Origin of the sequence: Salinirussus salinus, from assembly GCF_009831455.1 — an archaeon.
In the GTDB taxonomy this organism is placed as follows: Archaea; Halobacteriota; Halobacteria; order Halobacteriales; family Haloarculaceae; genus Salinirussus; species Salinirussus salinus.
The window spans coordinates 119943-140631 of sequence record NZ_WOWO01000003.1 but is presented as its reverse complement, the minus strand read 5'-3'; the positions used below and the strand labels follow the sequence as shown (position 1 = coordinate 140631).

Annotated in this window: 22 protein-coding genes; 8 read left to right on the top strand and 14 right to left on the bottom strand. The window is 70.3% G+C overall.

Annotated elements, in window-relative coordinates; genetic code table 11:
* The first annotated feature begins 2 nt into the window (after positions 1–2).
* Positions 3–743: an OapC/ArvC family zinc-ribbon domain-containing protein gene (locus GN153_RS10620; RefSeq protein ID WP_159902549.1), complete on the top strand. Its 741-nt coding sequence runs from the start codon at positions 3–5 to the stop codon at positions 741–743.
* 87 nt (positions 744–830) lie between these two features.
* Complete coding sequence (locus GN153_RS10615; RefSeq protein ID WP_201287873.1) at positions 831–1100, top strand: hypothetical protein; 270 nt, start codon at positions 831–833, stop codon at positions 1098–1100.
* A gap of 107 nt (positions 1101–1207) precedes the next feature.
* Here GN153_RS10615 and GN153_RS10610 read toward each other — a convergent pair whose 3' ends face one another.
* From GN153_RS10610 to mdh, 3 genes are all read right to left on the bottom strand, one after another.
* A complete protein-coding gene (locus GN153_RS10610) occupies positions 1208–1477 on the bottom strand; it encodes a DUF7123 family protein (protein ID WP_159902547.1) in 270 nt (89 codons plus the stop codon).
* Entirely contained in the window at positions 1474–1701 is a 228-nt protein-coding gene (locus GN153_RS10605) for a hypothetical protein (protein WP_159902545.1), read from the bottom strand. The genes GN153_RS10610 and GN153_RS10605 overlap by 4 nt, the downstream gene beginning before the upstream one ends.
* Before the next feature lie 102 nt (positions 1702–1803).
* Positions 1804–2718, bottom strand: a complete 915-nt coding sequence (gene mdh / locus GN153_RS10600; protein WP_159902543.1) for a malate dehydrogenase — start codon at positions 2716–2718, stop codon at positions 1804–1806.
* A 94-nt stretch (positions 2719–2812) separates the two neighbouring features.
* On the opposite strand from mdh, the gene GN153_RS10595 reads away from it, so the two are divergent.
* On the top strand, positions 2813–3595 hold the full coding sequence (locus tag GN153_RS10595) for an Sjogren's syndrome/scleroderma autoantigen 1 family protein (RefSeq protein ID WP_159902541.1): 783 nt from the start codon (positions 2813–2815) through the stop codon (positions 3593–3595).
* 40 nt (positions 3596–3635) lie between these two features.
* Here GN153_RS10595 and GN153_RS10590 read toward each other — a convergent pair whose 3' ends face one another.
* Genes GN153_RS10590 through GN153_RS10575 form a run of 4 tightly spaced genes read right to left on the bottom strand, consistent with a single transcriptional unit; the run spans position 3636 to position 9475 of the window.
* Positions 3636–6188, bottom strand: a complete 2553-nt coding sequence (locus GN153_RS10590; protein WP_159902539.1) for a DEAD/DEAH box helicase — start codon at positions 6186–6188, stop codon at positions 3636–3638.
* 57 nt (positions 6189–6245) lie between these two features.
* Positions 6246–6818: a dolichol kinase gene (locus GN153_RS10585; protein WP_159902537.1), complete on the bottom strand. Its 573-nt coding sequence runs from the start codon at positions 6816–6818 to the stop codon at positions 6246–6248.
* 3 nt (positions 6819–6821) lie between these two features.
* Positions 6822–8633, bottom strand: a complete 1812-nt coding sequence (gene glyS / locus GN153_RS10580) for a glycine--tRNA ligase (protein ID WP_159902535.1) — start codon at positions 8631–8633, stop codon at positions 6822–6824.
* Positions 8630–9475: a CBS domain-containing protein gene (locus GN153_RS10575; protein ID WP_159902533.1), complete on the bottom strand. Its 846-nt coding sequence runs from the start codon at positions 9473–9475 to the stop codon at positions 8630–8632. Before GN153_RS10575 ends, glyS begins: the two co-directional genes overlap by 4 nt.
* Positions 9476–9754: 279 nt before the next feature.
* Here GN153_RS10575 and GN153_RS17520 point away from each other — a divergent pair, with 279 nt between their 5' ends.
* Positions 9755–9922 carry a DUF7556 family protein gene (locus tag GN153_RS17520; RefSeq protein WP_201287872.1) on the top strand — a complete coding sequence of 56 codons (168 nt, stop codon included), beginning with the start codon at positions 9755–9757 and terminating at the stop codon, positions 9920–9922.
* Positions 9923–10021: 99 nt separating this feature from the next.
* Positions 10022–11611, top strand: coding sequence for a phosphoglycerate dehydrogenase (gene serA, locus GN153_RS10570; protein ID WP_159902531.1), 1590 nt, complete (start codon positions 10022–10024; stop codon positions 11609–11611).
* A 79-nt stretch (positions 11612–11690) separates the two neighbouring features.
* On the opposite strand, the gene GN153_RS10565 is transcribed toward serA, so the two are convergent.
* Complete coding sequence (locus GN153_RS10565; RefSeq protein WP_159902529.1) at positions 11691–12482, bottom strand: hypothetical protein; 792 nt, start codon at positions 12480–12482, stop codon at positions 11691–11693.
* Positions 12483–12589: 107 nt separating this feature from the next.
* Between GN153_RS10565 and GN153_RS10560 the strand changes: the two genes are divergently transcribed.
* Entirely contained in the window at positions 12590–12790 is a 201-nt protein-coding gene (locus GN153_RS10560) for a hypothetical protein (RefSeq protein WP_159902527.1), read from the top strand.
* Positions 12791–12826: 36 nt separating this feature from the next.
* On the opposite strand, the gene GN153_RS10555 is transcribed toward GN153_RS10560, so the two are convergent.
* The 4 genes from GN153_RS10555 to GN153_RS10540 form a co-directional block, all read right to left on the bottom strand.
* On the bottom strand, positions 12827–13186 hold the full coding sequence (locus GN153_RS10555; protein WP_159902525.1) for a hypothetical protein: 360 nt from the start codon (positions 13184–13186) through the stop codon (positions 12827–12829).
* A gap of 89 nt (positions 13187–13275) precedes the next feature.
* Complete coding sequence (gene thrC / locus GN153_RS10550; RefSeq protein WP_159902523.1) at positions 13276–14535, bottom strand: threonine synthase; 1260 nt, start codon at positions 14533–14535, stop codon at positions 13276–13278.
* Positions 14536–14612: 77 nt separating this feature from the next.
* The gene (locus GN153_RS10545) at positions 14613–15008 is read right to left on the bottom strand and encodes a helix-turn-helix domain-containing protein (RefSeq protein ID WP_159902521.1); all 396 of its coding nucleotides are present in this window, start codon (positions 15006–15008) and stop codon (positions 14613–14615) included.
* A 62-nt stretch (positions 15009–15070) separates the two neighbouring features.
* Complete coding sequence (locus GN153_RS10540) at positions 15071–15304, bottom strand: hypothetical protein (RefSeq protein WP_159902519.1); 234 nt, start codon at positions 15302–15304, stop codon at positions 15071–15073.
* Positions 15305–15494: 190 nt separating this feature from the next.
* Between GN153_RS10540 and GN153_RS10535 the strand changes: the two genes are divergently transcribed.
* Complete coding sequence (locus GN153_RS10535) at positions 15495–17579, top strand: halocyanin domain-containing protein (protein ID WP_159902517.1); 2085 nt, start codon at positions 15495–15497, stop codon at positions 17577–17579.
* A 16-nt stretch (positions 17580–17595) separates the two neighbouring features.
* On the opposite strand, the gene GN153_RS10530 is transcribed toward GN153_RS10535, so the two are convergent.
* Positions 17596–19197: a hypothetical protein gene (locus GN153_RS10530; RefSeq protein ID WP_159902515.1), complete on the bottom strand. Its 1602-nt coding sequence runs from the start codon at positions 19195–19197 to the stop codon at positions 17596–17598.
* Positions 19198–19342: 145 nt separating this feature from the next.
* Here GN153_RS10530 and GN153_RS10525 point away from each other — a divergent pair, with 145 nt between their 5' ends.
* The gene (locus tag GN153_RS10525) at positions 19343–20104 is read left to right on the top strand and encodes a GTP cyclohydrolase III (RefSeq protein ID WP_159902513.1); all 762 of its coding nucleotides are present in this window, start codon (positions 19343–19345) and stop codon (positions 20102–20104) included.
* A gap of 15 nt (positions 20105–20119) precedes the next feature.
* On the opposite strand, the gene GN153_RS10520 is transcribed toward GN153_RS10525, so the two are convergent.
* Complete coding sequence (locus tag GN153_RS10520; protein WP_159902511.1) at positions 20120–20638, bottom strand: MOSC domain-containing protein; 519 nt, start codon at positions 20636–20638, stop codon at positions 20120–20122.
* Positions 20639–20689 lie beyond the last annotated feature (51 nt).

Sequence of the window (20689 nt, the reverse complement as noted above, 5' to 3'; positions counted from 1 at the left end):
GGATGCCCCACCAGTGCACGGACTGTGGCCGCACGTTCGCCGACGGCTCCAAGGAGATGCTCTCGGGCTGTCCCGACTGTGGCGGCAACAAGTTCCAGTTCCGGCCCGACGGCGTCGACAGTCCGGACCCGGACCCGGACGCAGAACCCCCGGAGCCGCCGGAACCGGCCGCCGACGGCGTGACGCGTGCCGTCGGCTCGGCCGCGACCGCGGTCCGCGACCTGGTTAGCTCTGACCCGCCCGAGCCCGAGACAGAGGCCGGGTCCGATCCGACCGGATCCGCTCCCGGTGTGACCCGTCCAGACCCCGCGCCGGCGTCCGACCCGCAGGGCCGAACCCCGAAGGACGCGAGCCCCGGAGACGCCACCGAGGCGACCACGGAAGACGCCGCGCAGGCAAGCGCCCGCACGGACGTCGTCCCGATGGAGGACCTGCCGAGCGGCACGTCCAGTCCCGCCGAGGGCGAGGACCACCCCACACCGGTGCTCGACGACCACAGCGAGACCGCGAAACACGGCGAGAGCCCGACGACCGCCGAGCGGACCCGCCAGGACCGGCCCGACCTCGCCGACCTCCGCGAGGAGCTCAACGACCAGTTCGAGTCCATCCGCGTCCTCGAGCCCGGCCAGTACGAGCTGAACCTGATGGAGCTGTACGACCGCGAGGAGTATATCATCGCGCTCCAGGAAGACGGCAAGTACACCATCCAGGTGCCGGAGCGCTGGAAGGGCGGCGAGGAGTGACGCTGCGGTCCGTGCGCCGCCCCGTCCGGGTCCCGTGACCACACTCTTTTTGCGGCACGGGTCTTCTCCCTTCGCAGGCACCCGCTCATGGAACGGCCGAAACTCATCGTCGTCGGGCTGGTCATCCTCCTCCTTCCGGCACTGGTTCTCGCGTTCGTGCTCGCGTTCCTGCAGTTCACCGAGGCACTCGTGGCGGCCGAACTCTCGACGCTCGAACTCGTCGAACTCTACATCATCGAGCTGGTCGTCTTCGCTGTCGCCATCTACCTGCTGTACCGGGCCGGGCTGGGGGTCCTCGGTCCGCCACCCGAGGAGCGGAATGGCGACGAACCGGGCCGTTCAGACGGGGAGCACTGACGGGAAGCGGGCGGGTCAGAACCGGGACACTGGACCTCTCACGACCGCGCGGAAGTCCGTCCCCGGTAGCCTGTCCCGAGTGCAGCGCCGACCCACACCTCGCGCTGCTACTCCCTCGCCGAGACGTACCACGTCGTCCCGTTCGTGTAGGCCCACGCCTCGACTGCAGGCCCCTCTTCGCACTCCTGCAGCCGGCGCATGAACGCCCCCACCTCCTTCGCCGAGAGGTCGAGGTCCTCCGCGACGAACCGGCTTTTCACGTAGAACGCGCCCTCCTCGCGAACCCGCGAGCGGAGGTACCCCACAAGCGGCTGGGCTTTCGCCGGCAGGCGTCTCACCTCCGGGGTCGGGTCCGAGGGGGCGGTCTCCGGACTCATCGGTCGGGGGAGTGACCGTGGCCGGCCAGCAGACAGACGGCGTTCAGCGCCAGCAGGCCAGCGACGAGCAGCGGCCGGTCGCCGGCCACCCCGGAAAGCAGAGGGACGTACGCGAACGGCAACAGGACCGACCCCCAGAAGGCCAGACGCCGGACCTGGCTGGCGACCGCGGGGGCGGGGGTGTCCTCGACGCTGCTCGGGAGGGGGACCGGTCGGGAACTCATGGCTGTTTGGACCGTCGTTCGCCTCGATAAAGACACTCCCGGAGACTCAAATGACGGTTTGACCACCCGGAGACGGTACGGCGGGCCGCGGACTACCCGGATTCAGCTGATCGTCTCGTACTGCTCGCCCAGCTTGTCGGCGGCCTCCTGCATCTGTTCGCGCTCGAACTCGTCCAGGTCCCACTCGACGACCTCCTCGACGCCGTCGCTGCCGAGTTTGACGGGGACGCCGAAGGCGACGCCCTCGTGGCCGTACTCGCCCTCGAGCGTCACGGAGCCGGGGAGCACCTCGCCGGTGTCCCGGAGGACGGCCTCGACCATGTGGGCGACGCCGCGGGCGGGGCCCCACTCCGTCGCGCCCTTGCGCTCGATGACGTTCATCGCCGACTCCTGCAGGTCGGCGAGGATCTCCTCTTTCTCCTCGTCGGAGAAGGTCATGTCCTTCCCGTCGACGCGGACCTTCGAGAAGACGGGGACCTGGGCGTCGCCGTGCTCGCCGAGGATGGTCGCGTCGACGTTCTGGACGGGGACGTCGAAGCGCTCGGAGAGGACGTAGCGAAAGCGCGCCGAGTCCAGGCGGCCGCCGAAGCCGACGACCTTCCCGCGGTCGCGGTCGCCGGTCTCGTAGAGGTGGCGGTTCAGGAGGTCGACGGGGTTGGAGGTGGTGATCGAGACGAAGTCGTCGTTGTGCTCGGCCAGTGACGCCCGGATGTCCTCCATGATCGGGGCGTTGTCGTCGGCCAGGTCCAGCCGGGTGTCACCCGGCGACCGGGGCAGGCCGGCGGTGATGACGACGACGTCCGAGCCCTCGGTGGCGGCGTAGTCGCCCTGGTAGACCTCGGTGTTGGCGTCGTACGCGATCCCGTGGTTGGCGTCGGCGGCCTGCCCGACGGTGGTGTCCTCCTGTTCGGGGATGTCTACGAAGACGAGTTCGTCCGCGATGTCGCGGAGTGCGATGCTGTAACCCGCTGCGGCGCCGACGGTGCCCGCGGCGCCGACGATGCTTACCTTTGCCATGTCACATACGCCCTTCGGACCGACGTTAAACATGTCGGAACGCCCCGGGCAGGCTCCCGCAAACCCTTTTCCTCGCGCTCGCTTCCCTCCGTGTATGAGTGACTTCGACGAGGAAGCCGAACGCGAGCGCCTCCGCGAGAAGTACGAACAGGAACAGCAGGACCGCCAGGCCACGGAGAAGATGAGCGAACTCCTCCTGCAGGGGGCGACGATGACAAACGCCCACTGCTCGGACTGTGGGGACCCGGTCTTCCGGTACGAGGGCCAGGAGTTCTGTGCCACCTGCGAGAAGGCCATCGACCGCGGTGACGGCGCCAGCGGGGAGGACGACAGTGACAGCGAGGACGGGGACGCCGGCGACGACGGCGCCGCCGGGGAGCGCGACGGCGACGGAGCGGACCGGACGGACGGCGAGGCTGGGGGCCCGGACGACGAGCACATCCAGGTGACGTCCCCGGACGAGACCCGCGTCCAGTTCGGCAGCGGCGGCGCCGACGGCGAGACCACCCGGTCGGAGTCGCCGTCCCAGCCGGACCGAACCCCCGACGAGCCCGAGCACGACACCGGCCGTGACCCCCGGGACCGCTCGACGCAATCCGCTCGCGACGCCGACGGCCGGCAGCGGGAACCGGCCCCCGAGCGGGTGCCGAGTGTCGACCCGTCCCCGGCCGCCGGTACCGGCGGCGGTTCCCCCGACCGCGATGCCGGCACCACCGAGCGGCAGGGCAGCACGCTCCCCGAGGCCCGCGCCTCGCTCGAGCGGACGCTCGCGCGGCTGACCCGGCAGGCCGAGGCCGCCGAGGACCCCACGCAGGCCCGGGAGTATCTCGCTGCCGCGCGGGAGGCCGCGGAGACGCTGGCGGCGCTGCGGCAGTAGCGTCGCGTTCGGCGGCTGCTGTCCCGTCCTCTGACCCGCCCTATCCCTCGTAGTCGCTGCCGGTCACCTCGCGGACCCGCTCAGCGGTGACCTCGCCGACGCCCTCCGCCTCCCGCAGGGCCTCCTCGTCGGCGGTCATGACCGCCTCGACGCTGCCGAACTCCTCGAGCAGCGCCCGCGCGGTGACGGGGCCGACCTCCGCGATGGCGGCGACGACGTACTCCTGCTGTTCGGCCAGGGTGCGGGACTGCTTCTCGCCGTGGACGGAGACCTCACGGTCGCTTTCGACCTGTTCGCGCTCGGCGACGACCTCCAGCAGGTCGGCGGTCTCGCCCTCGTCGGCCGTCCGGAGCACGCTGGCGCCGAAGTCCACGGCCAGCGATGCCAGCGCCCCGTGGATGGCCTTCGGGTGGACGTTGCGCTCGCCGTACAGGCCCTCGCCCTCGATGACGACCACCGGCCGCTCGTAGTGGCGGGCGGCGTCCCCGACCTGCTCGAACAGCGAGCGGTCCCCGCCCGTGAGGGTGTCCAGGAAGTCGGCGACGGTCTTGCGCTCGACGACCACCCGGTCCGAAAGGACGTAGTCCCCGACCGCCAGCGTCTCCAGGCGGGTCTCGACGCCATCCCGGGTCGAGAGGTCCCGCGCGATGGTCGAGTCCAGTTCCCGCTGGTCGGCGACGACCTCGACCGCCTCCCCGTCGGGTTCGGCTGCCGCCACGACGCCCTCAGCGTCTGCTGTGTCGCCCGTTTCCGTGTCGCTGTCGTCGCCGGGACCGCCGCCGCCCGTCGTTTCGTCCGCGCCAGCCGCCGCTCGCTCGCCCGACTCGCCGGCGAACGCGCCCAGCCCCGCCTGGCCGTCGTCGTCACCGTCGGCAGTGCTCGACCCGGCGCTGTCGCCGCTGGTATCGCTGCTGGCGGTCTCGTCGCCGGAGCCGGCGTCCACCCCCACGCCGTCGGCGTCCGTACCGCCGGTGCCGTCGCCGTTGCTATCCGTCCCCTCGTTCGCGTAGGTGTCCAGCCCGGCCTGTTCGAGGCGGGCCTCGATAGTCCCGGCGGCGTCCTTGAGATTCCGGAGTTCCTGTTCCATCTCCTTCTGGTCATTTCGAGCCTTCCAGAAGTAGGCCTCGTCGCGGGTGTCCTCGGCGAGCAGCACCGTCACCGCGCCCTCGGTCTGGCGGCCGGTCCGACCCTTGCGCTGGATGGCGCGGATCGCGGTCGGGACGGGCTCGTAGAAGAGCACGAGGTCGACCTCGGGGACGTCGAGCCCCTCCTCGGCCACGGAGGTCGAGACCAGCACCTCGAACTCGCCGGCGCGGAACCGCTCGAGGGTGTCCTGTTGTTCGGTCTGGGTCATCCCGTCGCTGCCCTCGGTATCGGACTGGCCGACGAAACGTTCGGTGCTGAAGTGCTCGCCCAGAAAGTCCGTCAGCGTCTCCGCGGTATCCCTCGATTCGGTGAAGACGATGACGCGCTCGCCGCCCTGGATGCCCAGCGTCTCGGCGATCTTCATCCGCGCCCGGCGGAACTTCGGGTGGAGGTCGTCGTACTCCCGGGCCAGCCGGACTGCCTGCCTGACCTTGGGTTCGGAGACCAGCCGCTGGTCGGCCTTCGAGGCCCCCGAGGAGCGGGCGGCCTCCCGCTGACGTTCCATGTACTGGCGGAAGGACTCGACGCTCTGAGTCTCGACGTAGGTGACGGCCGTCCGCAGTTTGCGGACCTCCGCCAGGAGGCTCATCCCCTGGTACCCCTCCGACTGGTCGTTGTCCATCAGGTCACGGAGCCGGCCCTGGATCTTGTGGATCTCCCGCTCGGAGACGTCGGGCTGGGTCGTGGAGGTAACCCCGAGTTCCTTGAGCTGGGTCAGCCGGTCGCGGATGACTTCCTGGAGCGCGTCCCGGACCTCCTCGACGGTCTCGGGCAACTCGACGCGCTCCCACTCGACGCTGGTGTCGTGGGTGTACTCCGCGACGTCGGCGTCGTCCTCGGTCATCACCTCGACGCTGCCCAGGCCGAGGTTCTCACAGACCTGGAGGATGCTCTCCTCGTCGTCGCCGGGGGAGGCGCTCATCCCCGTCACCAGCGGGTCGTCGGCCTCGGCGTGGTAGCGCTCGGCGATGTAGTTGTAGGCGTAGTCGCCGGTCGCCCGGTGACACTCGTCGAAGGTGCAGTGGGTGACCGCCGACAGGGAGACCCGGTTGCCGACGAGGTCGTTCTCGACGACCTGCGGGGTGGCGACCACGACTTGAGCGTCCTCCCACAGCGTTGCCCGGTCGTCGGGGCTGACCTCGCCGGTGAACACCACCACGTCGTCGTCAGGAATATCGAGCGCCTCCCGGTAGAAGTCGGCGTGCTGGGTGACGAGCGGTTTCGTGGGGGCGAGCAGCAACGATTTGCCGCCGGCCTCGTGGAGCCGCCTGGCGGTCACGAGCAGGCTCACCGCCGTCTTCCCCAGCCCCGTTGGGAGACAGACCAGCGTGTGGCCGCGGGCGGCGGCCTCGGCCAGCCGGAGCTGGTAGGCCCGCCGCTCCAGGGCCCCGGGGACCACGAGCGGGCGGTCGACCGTCTCGGTGTCGCGCTCGGCACCGGTCGCCATTCGGGCCTCCGTAACCGGCCGGCGGGGTTAAGCGTGCGGGTAGCGGGGTGAAAGTGGTCAGACGAGCGGCGGGAGGTAGGTCGCGAGCAGCCACGCCGTCACGGCCGCGCCGACCGGGATCGAGAAGTTGTCGTCGATGACGAAGCCGTAGACCCGGGGTTTGAGCGCGTCGGCGGCCACGACGACGGCCGCCACAGGGAGGACGGCCCGCGGGGGGAGGAAGGGCAGGGCGATGAGGACACAGACCGCGAAGGTGACCATCATCACCCCGTACGATTTGCGGGTGTCGGGCCCCTCGGCTTCCGAGAGGACGCCCGCGAGCGGGTCGGCGATCGCCAGCAGGAGCATCGCGGCGACGGCGATGGCCGGCTCGAAGACCCACGCGACGATGGCCGCCGAGACGACCGCGAGCGCGTAGCCGGCGGGGTTGTCCTGCTCGTATTCGCGGGTGAGCCGGTCGTAGACCACCCAGTCCAGCCCGACGAACAGCCGGACGAACTCCAGGACGACCGCGACGGCCGCGCCCGCGGCGACCAGGTACCTTATCGTCCGCCACTCGACGAGACCGATCAGGTACAGCCCCGGCACGGCGACCCCGCTGACGTGTGCGAGCCGGCGGCCGTAGTCCATCCCTCAGCCGATCTCTCCGAACTCGAGGCTCCCGTCCCGGAGCGCCCGCAACGTCCCGGACAACTCCTCGACGGCGACCCGGTGTTGGGCGGTCGTGTCCCGCTCCCGGACGGTGACCGTCCCCTCGAGTTCGGGGCTGTCGCCCTCCCCGAGGGTGTCGTAGTCGACGGTCACACAGAAGGGGGTGCCGACCTCGTCCTGCCGGCGGTAGCGGCGACCGATCGCGCCGGAGTCGTCGTAGGTCACGGACAGCCCCGCCTCCCGCAGGTCCGCGGCGACCTCCCGGGCCCGTTCGCCCAGCCCGTCGCGGTCCATCAGCGGGAACACGCCCACCGTGGTCGGCGCCAGCGCGGGGGGCAAGGAGAGGTAGGTCCGCTGCTGCCCGTCGACCTCGTCGGTCTCGTAGGCGTGTGCGAGCACCGTGTAGACGAGCCGGCCCACGCCGAAGGAGGGCTCGACGACGTGTGGCGTCACCCGCTCGCCGGCCTCGGTCACCTCCTCGACCGCGAAGCCGGTCTGCTCGACGGGCACGGCGTACGCCTCGCCGTCGACCTCGACGGTCACCGTCCCGTCCTCAGTCCGGAAGGCGTCGGGGTCCCGTTCCGCGAGTTCTTCGAGCGCCGCCGCCACGGCCTCCGCCTCGCCGCCGAATTCGGGGCCGAGTTCGCTCATGTCGGGGTCGACGGTCGGGCGCTCGACGGTGACCGGCTCGTCGTACTGCTTGAAGACGTCGTAGTCCTCGCCGGAGTGGGCGGCGTGGTTCGTCAGGTCGTAGTCACCGCGGTAGGCGAAGCCGGTGACCTCGACCCAGTCGCCGTCGATCTCCGTCTCGGCGTCCCAGGTGTCCGAGGCGTAATGGGAGAGCTCGCCGGGGAGGTGCTGGCGGTACCGGAAGCGGTCCATGTCGACGCCGACCCGCTCGTACCACCCCTTGGCGAGCCCCAGGTAGAAGGCGACCCACTCGCTCTCGACGACGCCCTCGTCGACGGCCTCGCGGACGGTCATCTCGACCGGCTCGCCGGTGTCGTCGCCGTCCCCGCCCTCGCGTTGCTGTGCGTCGGCGGAGTACAGCGGGAGTTCGACGTCCGCGACCCGCTCCAGCGGCGGCTCGTCGGTCTCGGGGTCGACGAAGTGCTCGAGTTCGGCCTGGGTGAACTCCCTGACCCGGACCAGCGACTTCCGGGGGCTGATCTCGTTGCGGTAGGCCTTCCCGACCTGCGCGACGCCGAAGGGGAGCTGGTTGCGGGCGTACTCCGCCAGCTGGGGGAACTCCACGAAGATGCCCTGGGCGGTCTCGGGACGCAGGTAACCCGGCGCGGAGTCGCCCGGCCCGATGTTGGTCCCGAACATGAGGTTGAAGTTGTCGACGGGCTCGTCGGCCAGCGACTCGCCACAGGAGGGACAGCCGATGTCGTTGTCGGCGATGACTTCCATCGCCTCCGCGTTCGCCATCGACTCCGCCTCCTCGATGTCCGTGGCGTCCTCGATGAGGTGGTCGGCCCGGTGGGTCGCGCCACACGCCGGGCACTCGACGATCATGTCGTCGAAGGTGTCGAGGTGGCCGGAGGCCTCGAAGACGGCCTCGGGCATCACGTCCGGGGCGTCGACCTCCATGTGGCCCTCCCGGGTGACAAACCGGTCCCGCCAGGCCTCCTCGAGGTTGGTCTTCAGGGTCGCCCCCTGGGGGCCGTAGGTGTAGAAGCCGGCGACGCCGCCGTAGGCGGCGGAGCTCTGGAAGAAAAAGCCCCGCCGCTTTGCGAGTTCGGTCAGCCGCTGGCCCTCGCCGCCTGCGGTCTCGCCTTCGCCCTCGCTCATAGCGCCTCCAGGAGGTCGATGTCCCGGACGACGCCGTAGAGCTCGTCGCCGGTGACGACGGGGATCTGCTCGATGTCGTGTTCGAGCATGAGCTGGGCGGCGTCCCGGACCGTCCGCCGTTTCCCGACAGTCACCAGGTCGGGGGTCATGAACTCCTCGACGGACTCGGCCGGGAGCTCCACGTTCCGGGTGGGCATGTAGCGGTTGCCGACGGCCTTGATCCCCTCCCAGGCCCAGTCGTCGTCCTGGTTCGCGATCGACTCGCCGGTGTCGGCCTCGCCCTCGACGACCCGGGCGACCTCGAGCACGTCCACCTCGGTCAGCATTCCAGTCAGTTCCCCGTCCCCGTCGAGCACGACGGCGTAGGGGACCCGCGCGAAGGAGAGTTCGCGCTCGGCGACGGGCAGCGGCGTGCCGGCGTAGACGCAGTTGACCTCCCGGCCGGCGACGGCGTCGACGGTCGTGTCGCCGGGCAGGTCGTCGTTGGCGATCGCCCGGACGACGTCGGTGACGGTGACGATCCCCTCGAGCCCGCCGTCGACGACGGGGACCCGGCGGTCGCCGGTCTCGACCATCTGCCGGGCGACCTCCTCGATGGCGGTGTCGGCGGTCGTGGTCGTGACCTCCTCGGCGAGCAGGGCGAGCTGGTCCTCGTCGGGCCGGTCGATGAGGGCGTCCCGGGTGACCAGCCCCCGATACTCTTCGCCGTCCGCGCCGTCCTTGACGACGGGGACCGAGGAGAAGGAGCCATCCTGGAGGTACTCGAGCACGTCGTCGCGGGTACCCGGAACCTCCACCGTCACGGTGTCCTCCCGGGTCGTCATGACGTCTGCGACGTTCATATTGGCCACTACTCCACGCCGCACCCACTAAGTCCTTACACTTCGGCGAGCCGACTGCGAGTCGCCACAGCCGCCGCTGGCGCCCACCTTCGGGTCCGACACTCACAGACCAGTGGGGGTGACGACGGACTCCGGCGGACCGACCGGGCCGGGACCGGACTGACGGGGCGGCGTGTCGCAGTGGGCCGGCGCAGTCACGCGCGTGCGGGCACGCCCTCGGGCGGTCGAGCCCCGCCGCGTTCCGGAGGGTTTATGTATGGGTGTTACATGTTGACACACATGGAGCCGGACACCATCCCGGCGTCGGAGGCGACGACCGACGCGGAAGTTATGGCTGCCGTCGAGGACGGCCCCGTCCAGACGTTCGTGATCGCTGATGTCAGCAAAGACGACGCCTATCTGACACTGCCGCTTTCCGACGCCGCCTCGCTGCCGGCCTGGCGGTAGCCGCGTCCCGTCTTCTCCTCGTCCTGTCCGGAGTGCCGTCCCGCACAGCGGCGCCCTCCGAAAGACAACCGTTTTCACCGGCCGCTGACTCCCCCCGGTATGAAGGTACTCGTCACCGACCCCATCGCGGACGCGGGGATCGACCGGCTCCGGGCGGCCGGTCACGAGGTAGAGACGGCCTACGACGTCGAGGGTGAGGCGCTGCACGCGGCGGTCGCGGACGCCAACGCCCTGATCGTCCGCTCGGGGACGACTGTCGACGCCGCGCTGTTCGAGGCGGCTCCCGACCTGGTGATCGTCGGCCGGGCCGGCATCGGCGTCGACAACATCGACATCGACGCCGCCACCGAGCACGGCGTCATCGTCGCCAACGCCCCGGAGGGCAACGTCCGAGCGGCCGCGGAACACACCGTCGCGATGGCATTCGCGACCGCCCGGTCGATCCCCCAGGCCCACAACCGGCTGACCGGCGGCGAGTGGGCCAAAGGCGACTTCCTGGGGACGGAGGTCAACAACAAGACGCTGGGGATCGTCGGCTTCGGTCGCGTCGGCCAGGAGGTCGGCAAGCGGCTGGCCTCGCTGGGGACGGACCTGGTGATCTTCGACCCCTACATCAGCGAGGAGCGCGCCGAGCAGTTCGGCGCGGAGCTGGTCGACGACCTCGACGCCTGTCTCGAGCGGTCGGACTTTCTGACCATCCACACGCCGCTGACGAGCGAGACCGAGAACATGATCGGCGAGGCGGAGCTCGCAAAGCTCGAGGGCGGCTACGTGGTCAACTGCGCCCGCGGGGGGATCGTCGACGAGGCGGCGCTGGCCGCGGCCGTCGAGGACGGAGTGCTCAGGGGCGCAGCCGTCGACGTCTTCGCCGAGGAACCCGTCTCACCCGATAACCCCCTGCTTCACGTCGACGACGTCATCGTCACACCCCACCTCGGTGCGTCGACGGAGGCCGCCCAGGAGAACGTCGCCGTCTCGACGGCCGAGCAGGTGCTCGCCGCCTTCGAGGACGAGCCGGTCGTGAACGCCCTGAACGCCCCCTCGGTCGACGAGAGCGCCTTCCCCGCGATCGAGCCCTACATCGAACTCGCCGAGACGGCGGCGAAGGTCGCCGTCCAGATGTTCGACGACCGCGTCGAGCGGGTGGAGGTCACCTACGCCGGCGAGATCGCCGAGGAGGACGTCGACCTGGTCACGGCGTCGGCGCTGAAAGGCGTCTTCCAGCCCCTCGAGTGGCAGGCCAACGCCGTCAACGCTCCCGGCATCGCCGAGAAGCGGGGGATCGACGTCACCGAGTCAAAGACCCGCCAGTCCGAGGACTTCCAGTCGCTGGTCACGGTGACGGTCGGGGACGGGGACCGCGAGGTCAGCGTCTGTGGCACCCAGTTCGCCGGCGGCGACTCGCGGATCGTCCGGATCGACGACTACCGGATCGACGCCATCCCCCACGGCCACATGCTCGCGGTCCGTAACGAGGACAGCCCGGGCGTCATCGGCTTCATCGGCACCGTGCTCGGCGAGCACGACCTCAACATCGCCGGGATGTTCAACGGCCGCGAGACCATCGGCGGCGAGGCGCTGTCGGTCTACAACCTCGACCAGCCGGTCCCCGACGAGGTGCTCGCACAGCTCGAGGCCGACGAGCGGGTGATGAAGACCACCTACATCTCGCTGGACAACGGGGAGTGAGCCGACGCCGGGGGTTGTGACGCCGGCAGCGGGCCGGAACGTCCAGGCCGGAACGCTCGGACCGGCGGAACTCGCCTGCTCAGTCGCTGCGGTCCTCGACGCCTGCCTCCGTCTCGCTGCCGCGCGCGACCTCGGCGCTCCGCTCGCCGCTGCCCCGCCAGGTCGTCCAGTCGTACATCCGCTCGACCTCGCCGCCCTGCTGGCGGATGGCCACCGCCGTCGTGAACAGGAAGGTCCCGACGATGACAGTCCCCACCAGCCAGACGGCGTCGACGACCCCCGCGTAGCCGAGATACCGGCCGACGATGTCGGCGAAGACCACGCCGGCGGTGGCGATCACGGCCGGCAGGAGGTTTCGAACGAGCGCGGCGATGCTGGTCCCCTCGTGGGTCCGGACCGCGAGCAGGCTGTAGTACAGCGCCCACAGCGAGGCCCCGACCCAGCCGGCGACGACCACCAGCCTGGTCTCGCCGCTGAGCAGGAAGCCGAGCCACCACGAGCCGACGAAGACCGCGAGGACCGCGTAGTCGAGCCACTGGGGGAGGGCGGTCGTCGACCGGTCCCGGCGGGACAGCGCCAGCCCCCTGATACCGAGCGCGACGCCGAGGATGAAAAACAGCGTCGCGCCCTCGGCGAAGGGGCCGAGCCACGCGGCCGAGACGAGCGTGTCGGCGATGTTGGCCACGCCGTAGACGACGCCGGCGCCGATCCCCATCGCCAGCGGCCACATGTCACGCAGGTCGATCTCGACCACCACGTCCCGGGCGTAGACGTACAGGTACGCGAGCAACACCGCCGACCCGACCGTCACGACGCCCGAGGCGAGCAGGGTCGCGACCTCGACGGTTCCGGCGGCAGTCGACAGGAGCATACCTGCGGTAGGACCCCGGTGGATAAAATGCCCCCGGCCGTTCCTGCCGGTCGGGAACGTGGCCGACCGACCCGGGGACATATTCGTCCGGACCGCATAGGCCCGCTATGGGACTGCGCGACCGGATCCTCGACTACGTCGCGAAGGTGTTCATGCCGGTCCCGGACCACCCCGCACGCGGGGGAATGACTGGCGAGCCCGCCCCCGACGACGAGGACGACGCCGCGGAGGACGCCGAAGGCAGCCGCGGGACCGGGGGGACGGTCGGGGAAGAGACGGCCGGGGAAGGGACCGACGGAACCCGGTAGCCCGGCCGGCCGCCCGGCCACGCGCCGGAGCCCGAGCTACCGCCGGCCGTCCGTGACCGCGCTCTCCGCGCCGCGCTCCTGGAGGATGCTCTCGTACCGCGCGACCACTTCGTCGAGACGTTGCCGCTCGCGTTCGAGCTCGTCGCCGAGCCGGTCGACGGCCGCCTCGAGGGCGATACACCGGAGCCGGTAGTACGCGGCGAGTTCGCCGCCGGTTCGCGAGGCCGGCGGGACCCGCAGTGCGGTCGCGGCCGTCGACGCACACCCCGCGCTCTCCCCCCGGCGTGGCCCGCAGTCCCCGCGCTCCCGGACCACGGCCACGCCCGGTGGACACCCGTGCCCGCCGTCCGGCTGGCGGTCGATCGACTCGCGTGTCTGGCTGGCGTTGTCGGACATCAGACGGGATGGATAGTTGTCGGTGGATACACATAACCACCCGTCAGACGGGCGTCTGTCGCCCGGCGCCCGGGCCGCGGCGACCCCGTTCAGCCCTGCAGGTGGGCGAGTACGCCCTCGGTGTCGCCGGGGACGGGCTCGGGCTCGCTACCGGCCTCGACGGCCGCGTCGGGGTCTTTCAGCAGGTGGCCGGTCGTGAGACAGACCACCCGCTCGTCGGCAGTCACGACGCCCCGCTGGCGGAGCGTCCGCAGGCCGGCAATCGAGGCGGCGGAGGCCGGCTCCACGCCGACGCCCTCCTCCGCGAGGTCGCGCTGGGCGGTCTGGATGGCGTCGTCGGAGACGGCCACGGCGGTCCCGCCGGTCGCCCGGATCCCCGGCAGCGCCTTCGGGGCGTTGACGGGGTTGCCGATCCGGATCGCCGTCGCCTTCGTCTCCACGTTCTCCCACCGTTCGGTGTGGTCCCAGCCGTGCTCGATGGCCTCGACCATCGGGGCCGACCCCTCGGCCTGGACGCCGGTCAGCGCCGGGACCTCCTCCTCGGGGAGCGCGCCGCTGCGGACGAGTTCGCGGAAACACTTGTACAGCGCCGCGGTGTTACCGGCGTTGCCCACCGGGAGGACGACCCGGTCGGGGTAGGCACCCTCCTCGTCGCGGAACTGCTCTAAAATTTCGAGGCCGATGGTCTTCTGGCCCTCCAGGCGGAACGGGTTCAGCGAGTTCAGCAGGTAGGCCTCCCCGCGCGCGGCGAGGTCCTGGACGATGTCCAGACAGGTATCGAAATTGCCGTCGACCTCCAAGATGCGGGCGCCGTGGAGGCTGGCCTGGGCGACCTTGCCGGCGGCGACCTTCCCCGCGGGCAACAGGACGAGCGTCTCCATGTTTCCGCGGGCGCCGTACGCTGCGAGCGCCGCGGAGGTGTTGCCCGTCGACGCGCAGGCCAGCCGGTCGACGCCCACTTCCTTCGCGACGCGGACGCCGACGGTCATCCCGCGGTCCTTGAACGACCCGGTGGGGTTCATCCCCTCGTGTTTCACCCGGAGCCGTTCGAGGCCGGTCTCGGCCTCCAGGCCGGGCACGTCGTGCAACTGGGTGTCGCCCTCCGGCAGCGAGACCCCCTCCTCGAAGGGGAGTGCGGCGGCGTACCGCCAGACGCCCCGGCGGTCCTCCCGGAAATCGCCCCAGGTCGGCAGGTCGGCGTAGCGGACCTCCAGCAGCCCGTCGCAGTCGTCACAGGTGTACCGGACGTCCGCGAAGGGCGGGAACGTCTCGCCACACTCGATGCAGGCCAGCCAGACGCCGTCGGTGGCGACGGCGGGCTCCGCGCCGGTGAGCTGGAGGTCGGCCATTACCGGGGCGGACGGTCCGGGCGGGCAAAAGTGGGACGGTTGGAGTGTGGTGGTCGGCCGCGCTGGCGCGGATGGGCTCACACCTCGGGAACCGACTCGGGGCCGAACTCGTCGATCCGCTCGTGGACGTAGGCGGTCCACTGGTCGAGCGTCTCGTGCATCAGCTCGCGGGCCTCGGGGAGCGGCGTGGCGGTGTACTGGTAGACGTGCCCGCCGTCGTCGAGCAGCCGGCGCTCGCGCCGCGCGAGCTCCTTCTCCCGGAGCGTCGACAGCGACCGGTTGACGTTCGACCGGTCCCGGTCCAGCCGGTCGGCCAGCTCGGCGACGGTGCTCCCCGGCGTCTCGAGCAGGACCAGGTAGGTCCGCACCTCGTGGTCCTGGACGTCGAACACGCAGGCCAGCACGTCCGCAAAGCCCGGCTCGTCGTCCAGCATGAGTTCGCGGAACCGCTCGGGCGACGGGTCGCTCTCCATACTCCCCGTTCGGCTGCCACCGGAATAAATCGCCGTGTTACCCGCGGTTCACCCCGCTCCCGCTACTCGGCGTAGCCCTGGTTCACGATGCACTCGCGCATCTCCTCGGCGGAGTCGTGGGTGTGGAGCCGCGTGGGGGTGTCACAGTAGTAGGTTCCGCCGTCCAGGCGCAGCGTGACGGTGTGCTCCGAGCCGAGAAACTCCGTGTTCACGACGACGCGCCGACCCGCCTCCAGGGTCTCCAGCAGTTCCTCGGCTCCCAGCTCGCCCGCGTCGATGACGAGTGGCTCGCTCATCGTCCCCGCTTACCGGGGCCACCGTAATGAGCCTTCGTTCGCGCGCTCGCGCCCGCCTGCCGCACACTCGCACGAACGGGTGACGGTTATATACGCGACCGCCACGGGACCAATAAACCGACTCCCCGGTGTGCCGGTCCCGCGATAGCGGCGCGGGTATAATCCCCCGGTCGGGGTAGTCCCGCCCGTCATGCCCCGACACAGACGCGAGTTCCTCCTCGGAAGTATCGCTGCCGCCGCGGCGCTTGCGGGCTGCTCCGGTCCGACCGACGGCGGCGACGCCACTCCGACGGCTGCCGACACGCCGGCGGACACGCCCGCCGACACGCCGGCGGCCACCGCCACGCCGACCGCCACCACGGGCGGCGCCGAGGTCGACTACGGCGACTGGTTCGCCGACACCGAAAACTACGACGGGACGACCGTCGACGCCCGCGGCGAGTCGACGGTGACGGTCCGGGTGGGCGTCGAGGCCAACGGCGGCGCCTTCGGCTTCGGCCCGCCGGCGGTGTGGGTCGACCCCGGGACGACCGTCCGGTGGGAGTGGACCGGCGAGGGCGGCTCGCACAACGTCGTCGCCGCCGACGACTCCTTCCGCAGCGGCGACCCGGCCGGCGGTGCCGACACGACCTTCGAACACACCTTCGAAGCGGAGGGGACGACCCGCTACTTCTGCTCGCCGCACCGCGGGGTGGGAATGAAGGGCGCGGTGGTCGCCGGTCAGCCCGACGCTGGCGGCGAGACCCGGGCGTACGGCTGGGAGGCCGCGACCTGGGACTCCTACTGGTACTCGCTGTACAACATGAGTACCAACATCGCGATGAGCGGCAACGGCGTGCGCTTTCCCCACAACGAGCAACAGCAACAGGCCTTCGAGCAACGCCTGCCGGCCATGCTGGCGAACTCGGAGGCGGACAAACCGCCGATCCGGAACCCCTGGCTCAACATGGCGGCGTTCACCGAGGGGGACCCTCACTTCACACAGCAGCCGGATTTCGGCGGCCAGGACGGCCGCCCGAACGCCGCGACCCTGCGCTGGGACCCCGAAGCGTCCTCGCAGGTGGTCAGCCCCTCCTCGCTGGCCTGGACACACCTCAAGGGCGTCACGTGGGCGAAGAACTTCCAAACGCATTTCGACATCCTGCCAGCGGCGCTCCGTCCCCAGTTCCGTGCGCAACTGCTCACGACGCTGGCCCAGGTCGGCGTCAACGCGGCGCTCCTCCAGGGCGGGCCCGAGAGCAACGGAGCGCTGACGAGGGGCGAGAGCCTGGAACTGGTCTCGGAGTTCCGCCCCGGTCCCTCTGCCTACACCGACGACTCACCCTACACCCCGCCGGAACCGGGCTACCCCGACCGGACGCCCCGCCCCCACCACCACGCGGCGATGCTGTGGTTCCTCTCCGACCTCAACAGCCTCGCACGGGGCGGTTGGTTCGGCTACGTCAACCCCGAGCCGCTGGTCCCGGCCCGGCGCATCCAGCAACTGACCGACGGGCTGGCCGCGGCGACGATGAACGCCTTCCCGGCGGGCGACCTCGAGTCGACTCGGACCGCCGGGCTCCTGCTGGCCGCCGTCGGGTACTACGGGCCACAGGCCGGCGGGTCGGAGCAGGTGTCGCGAGCGGCCGGGTACGCCAACACCCTCGCGGACGCCATCGAGGCGAACACCGACAGCAGCGGCCGCGTCGCCGGCGGAGCCGCGAACCAGGCCGCAACCCAGGGGATCGCCGGCCAGGGCCTGCTCTGGGCCACGGAGGGACTAGACGGCGTCGACCGCACCGGGACAGCAGAATCCGTGCTGGGGTATCTCGCCGAGGACCTCTGGGCCGGGGACGCCGGGATATTCGCTGCCGGGACCGACACGAGTACACACACCTACACGGCCCGGGACGCCGGCGACATCACCGGCGGGGTCAACGCCGCCGAGGCGGTGCTGGGGATCGAGGGCGTGAAACCGAAGTACGCCCGGTGGTTCGACAACACGTTCAACCGCGGGCTGCTCCAGCGGGCACAGCGGCCGAACTCGGTCGACGACAGCGACAGCCCGCGGCCGCCGCTGCCGCCGATGGCCGGCGGTGAGTTCGGGCAGGCGGCCGTCTACAACGCCGAAGTCGAGTACGACGCCGGGGCCGACGAGTGGTCGGTCACCGACGACCGCTTCGACACGGAGTGGGCGCTCTATCTGGCCAATCAGGACATCTGGGTCAGCCAGTGGGCCGGGGAGTTCTACCGGGGCCGGGGCGTCCCCGGCGAGTCCGACGAGCCGCCGCAGTAGCCGACCGCTGCCCCGCTCACCGGCTGATCGACCGCGTGAGCGTGAACACGAACAGCGCGATGATGAATCCGCCGAGAAAGCCCTCGAACGCGAGGACGAAACTCAGCGCCGAGCCGGTCACGCGCGGGAGCCCGAGGATGAGCGAGACGAACCCCTCGGTGCTGAACGTCAGGTACCCGAACGGCTCCGCGTACGTGATCGGCGCGTCGAGGGCCGCGTACACGACGGCGAACACCACGATCAACACGAGCGAGAACAGTACTGGACGGAACGGCCGCTCGCCGTACCCACATGTGACGCCAAGTGACTTGTTGGACAGCCAGCGGCCAGCCGCACGCAGCCGCTGCCCGAGACTTCCCTCTCCCAGTGCCCGGCGTCTGTGGCCGGCCTTCCGGTAGGTCATTTCCTTGATGAAAAACTCCGCGGCAGCCCGCGTCTCACCGACGGCGGACGCACCGTTTTTTGCGCGGAGATAGAGGTTTTCGATTTCCTCCGGCTCCACTCCCCCGTCTGTCTCCCCGTGGAGCCGCCAGTTCCGCGCTGCGAGCTCCCGCTTGTACGCACCGAAATCGAAGCCGCTGAACGTCGTCTTCTCGAACCGCGTGGCGGAGAACCCGCCGTCACCCAGCTCGAGTTCGCCGACCTCGGCGTCCGTCAGGTCACAGGTCACCTCCCCGTCGACCGTCCCCTCGATGACTGCCGACCCGCTACAGTCGACGACCGTCTCGCCGGTCGTCGAAACCTCTGTACACCGGAGGTCGCGGCCGAGGTCGCTATCGGTGAACCGCACATCGCCGCCGAGTTCGGTCCCGACCAGCCGGAGGTCGCGACCGCAGGTCACCCCAGCTATCGACAGGGCGACACCGGCTATTGTTTCCCGCTCGGACCGCGGGCTGCCGCTGGCGGATTCGAGGCGCACCGCTGGCCCGTCGATGGTCCCCTCGTTGAACTGCGCGTTCCCCTCGAACGTCGAGCTGTTGAAGACCGCTCCAGCACGGAAGGTGGTCCGGTAGAAGTTGGCGACGTCGGCGAAGTACGTGTTGAGGAAGTCGGCGGCAGCGTGGAAGGTTGCGTCGACGCCGTAGATACCGCGCCGAAAGCGAGCGACCCGTGCGTAGACCGCCCCCTCGAATGACGCGTCGCGGATGTCGAGCCAGGACTTGAACTCCGCCATCCGGAGGGAGACCCGTCCCTCGAAAGTCGTCTCGCCGAAGTCTACACGCCGCTCGAACGTCGCATCCTCAACGTCGAGGCGGGCGAGCGAGGCACCCTCCAGCCGGAGCGGGCGCTCGACCGTCGCGTACCGTGCCGAGAACTCACCCGAGAGGTGGGCATCCCTGAGGTCTATCGGGTGGTTGGACCGTCCACTGAGCAACGCGTAATCGAGGTCCAGCGCCCCGAGACGTGCGCCTACGAGTCTCAGTGCTCCCTGCTCGTTGCGGACCGCTTCGAGCAGGGACTCGCGCACGGTCGCGTCGTCGGTGCTGTCGACCGGGGCGTGGAACACACAACGGTCGCCGTCGGCCACCGCCTCGCGGGTACAGACCCAGGTGCCGCCTGCCATGTCGGCGAACCGTTCGGTCGAGACATCGTGTGTGTACCCACACTCGTCTGGCATGGACTGGCTCCACACTGGCCGTGGAAAAATCTGCCGCGCTTTCGGCGCCGCGGCTGACACGAAGACAGCTCTTCAAGATCCCCGCCCGTCGATACCTGCCAGTCTTCAAAACACCCATATCGGCCCCTCACGAAGCGGGGGTACCGTGACGAACACGCAGGTCACCCTGATCCAGATCGACAACTACGGCCCGTGGACGACGACCCCGGAGCCGCGCCGCGAGGTCGACCTGCAGACGCTCCAGTCGCGGCTCTACGCCGACATCTCCCAGCTGGTCGGCAACCGCGAGGGGTATGCCTTCTTCGCCCGCTTCGATAACATGCTCACCGTCACCAACGGGCTCGGGATGGACGCCCACCGGCTGATCCAGGAGTCCATCGCCAACCGTTACCCCGTGACCGCGAGCATGAGCGTCGCCGCCGGCCCTTCCCCCATCGAGGCGCTGGGGCGGGCCTCCGACCGGCTCCAGGACGCCGGCTCCGCCCAGGACAGCGAGCGCCGGGAGATCCTCCGCGGGGAGACCCTCGCCGAGGCCGACCGCAGCGACGAGGATGTCCAGATCGCCCACTTCGACGTCGACGACGCCACCGGGAAGTACACCGACCAGCTCAACGAGTTCGACACCTTCATCCACATCGAGCAGGGCTACGCCGAGCTCATGCGGTACATGCGCCGGGCCCACGACTCGCTCGCCTTCTTCGTCGGCGGGGACAACGTCATCGCGGTCTGCTCGGACGTCGAGGAGGCCGGCTACCGCGACGCGGTCGCCCACGTCGAGGACGCCGTCGGCGTCGAGCTCAAGGTCGGCGTCGGCCGCGCCCGGACCGCCCAGACCGCCGGGATGGACGCCAAACACGCCCTGGAGGACTGCCGGGAGAACGGCTCCAGCGTCGAACTCGGCTGGTAGGCCGCGCTCGGGGCTTTACTCCTCTCTCTCGTACCGCTCCCGGATCGCCGCGGCCAGCTTCTCCGGCTCGTCGTAGCGCTCCTCCACGACCAGTTCGTCCCCCACAGCTACGTCGCCGCCCTCGACTACATCTGCACAGACCCCGCCGCGTTCCTCGCCCAGCGCCTCCGCCACGCCCGCCTCGCCGGCGACCTGCTCGACGTGAGCACAGGGTGGCCGCCGCCGGGTCCCCTCGAAGACCGCCCCGCCCACGCGAAAGCGGACCTGCAGGAGGTCTACCACGTCCGCGTCGACGACGACGTTGCGGCGGTGGCGCCCGTCGGTCAGGTCGATGCCGTACTCCTCGTCGATGCGGGCGAGCGCCCGGCTGTCGACGAAGGTGACCTGACAGACGTCATAGGGCGAGTAGTAGCCCTCGCCGGTGAAGTAGCGGTCGCCGCGCAGGCCGCCGTTTGCGACCGCGGTGACCGAGTCGCAGGCCTCCATCGGCTCCCCTCCCGCCGGCGCGGTCCAGAGCTGTCTGACTGTGGGCATACTCCTCTCTGGTGTCGAGCGGGCAAAAGGGTGGGCGAAAGCGGGGGTTGC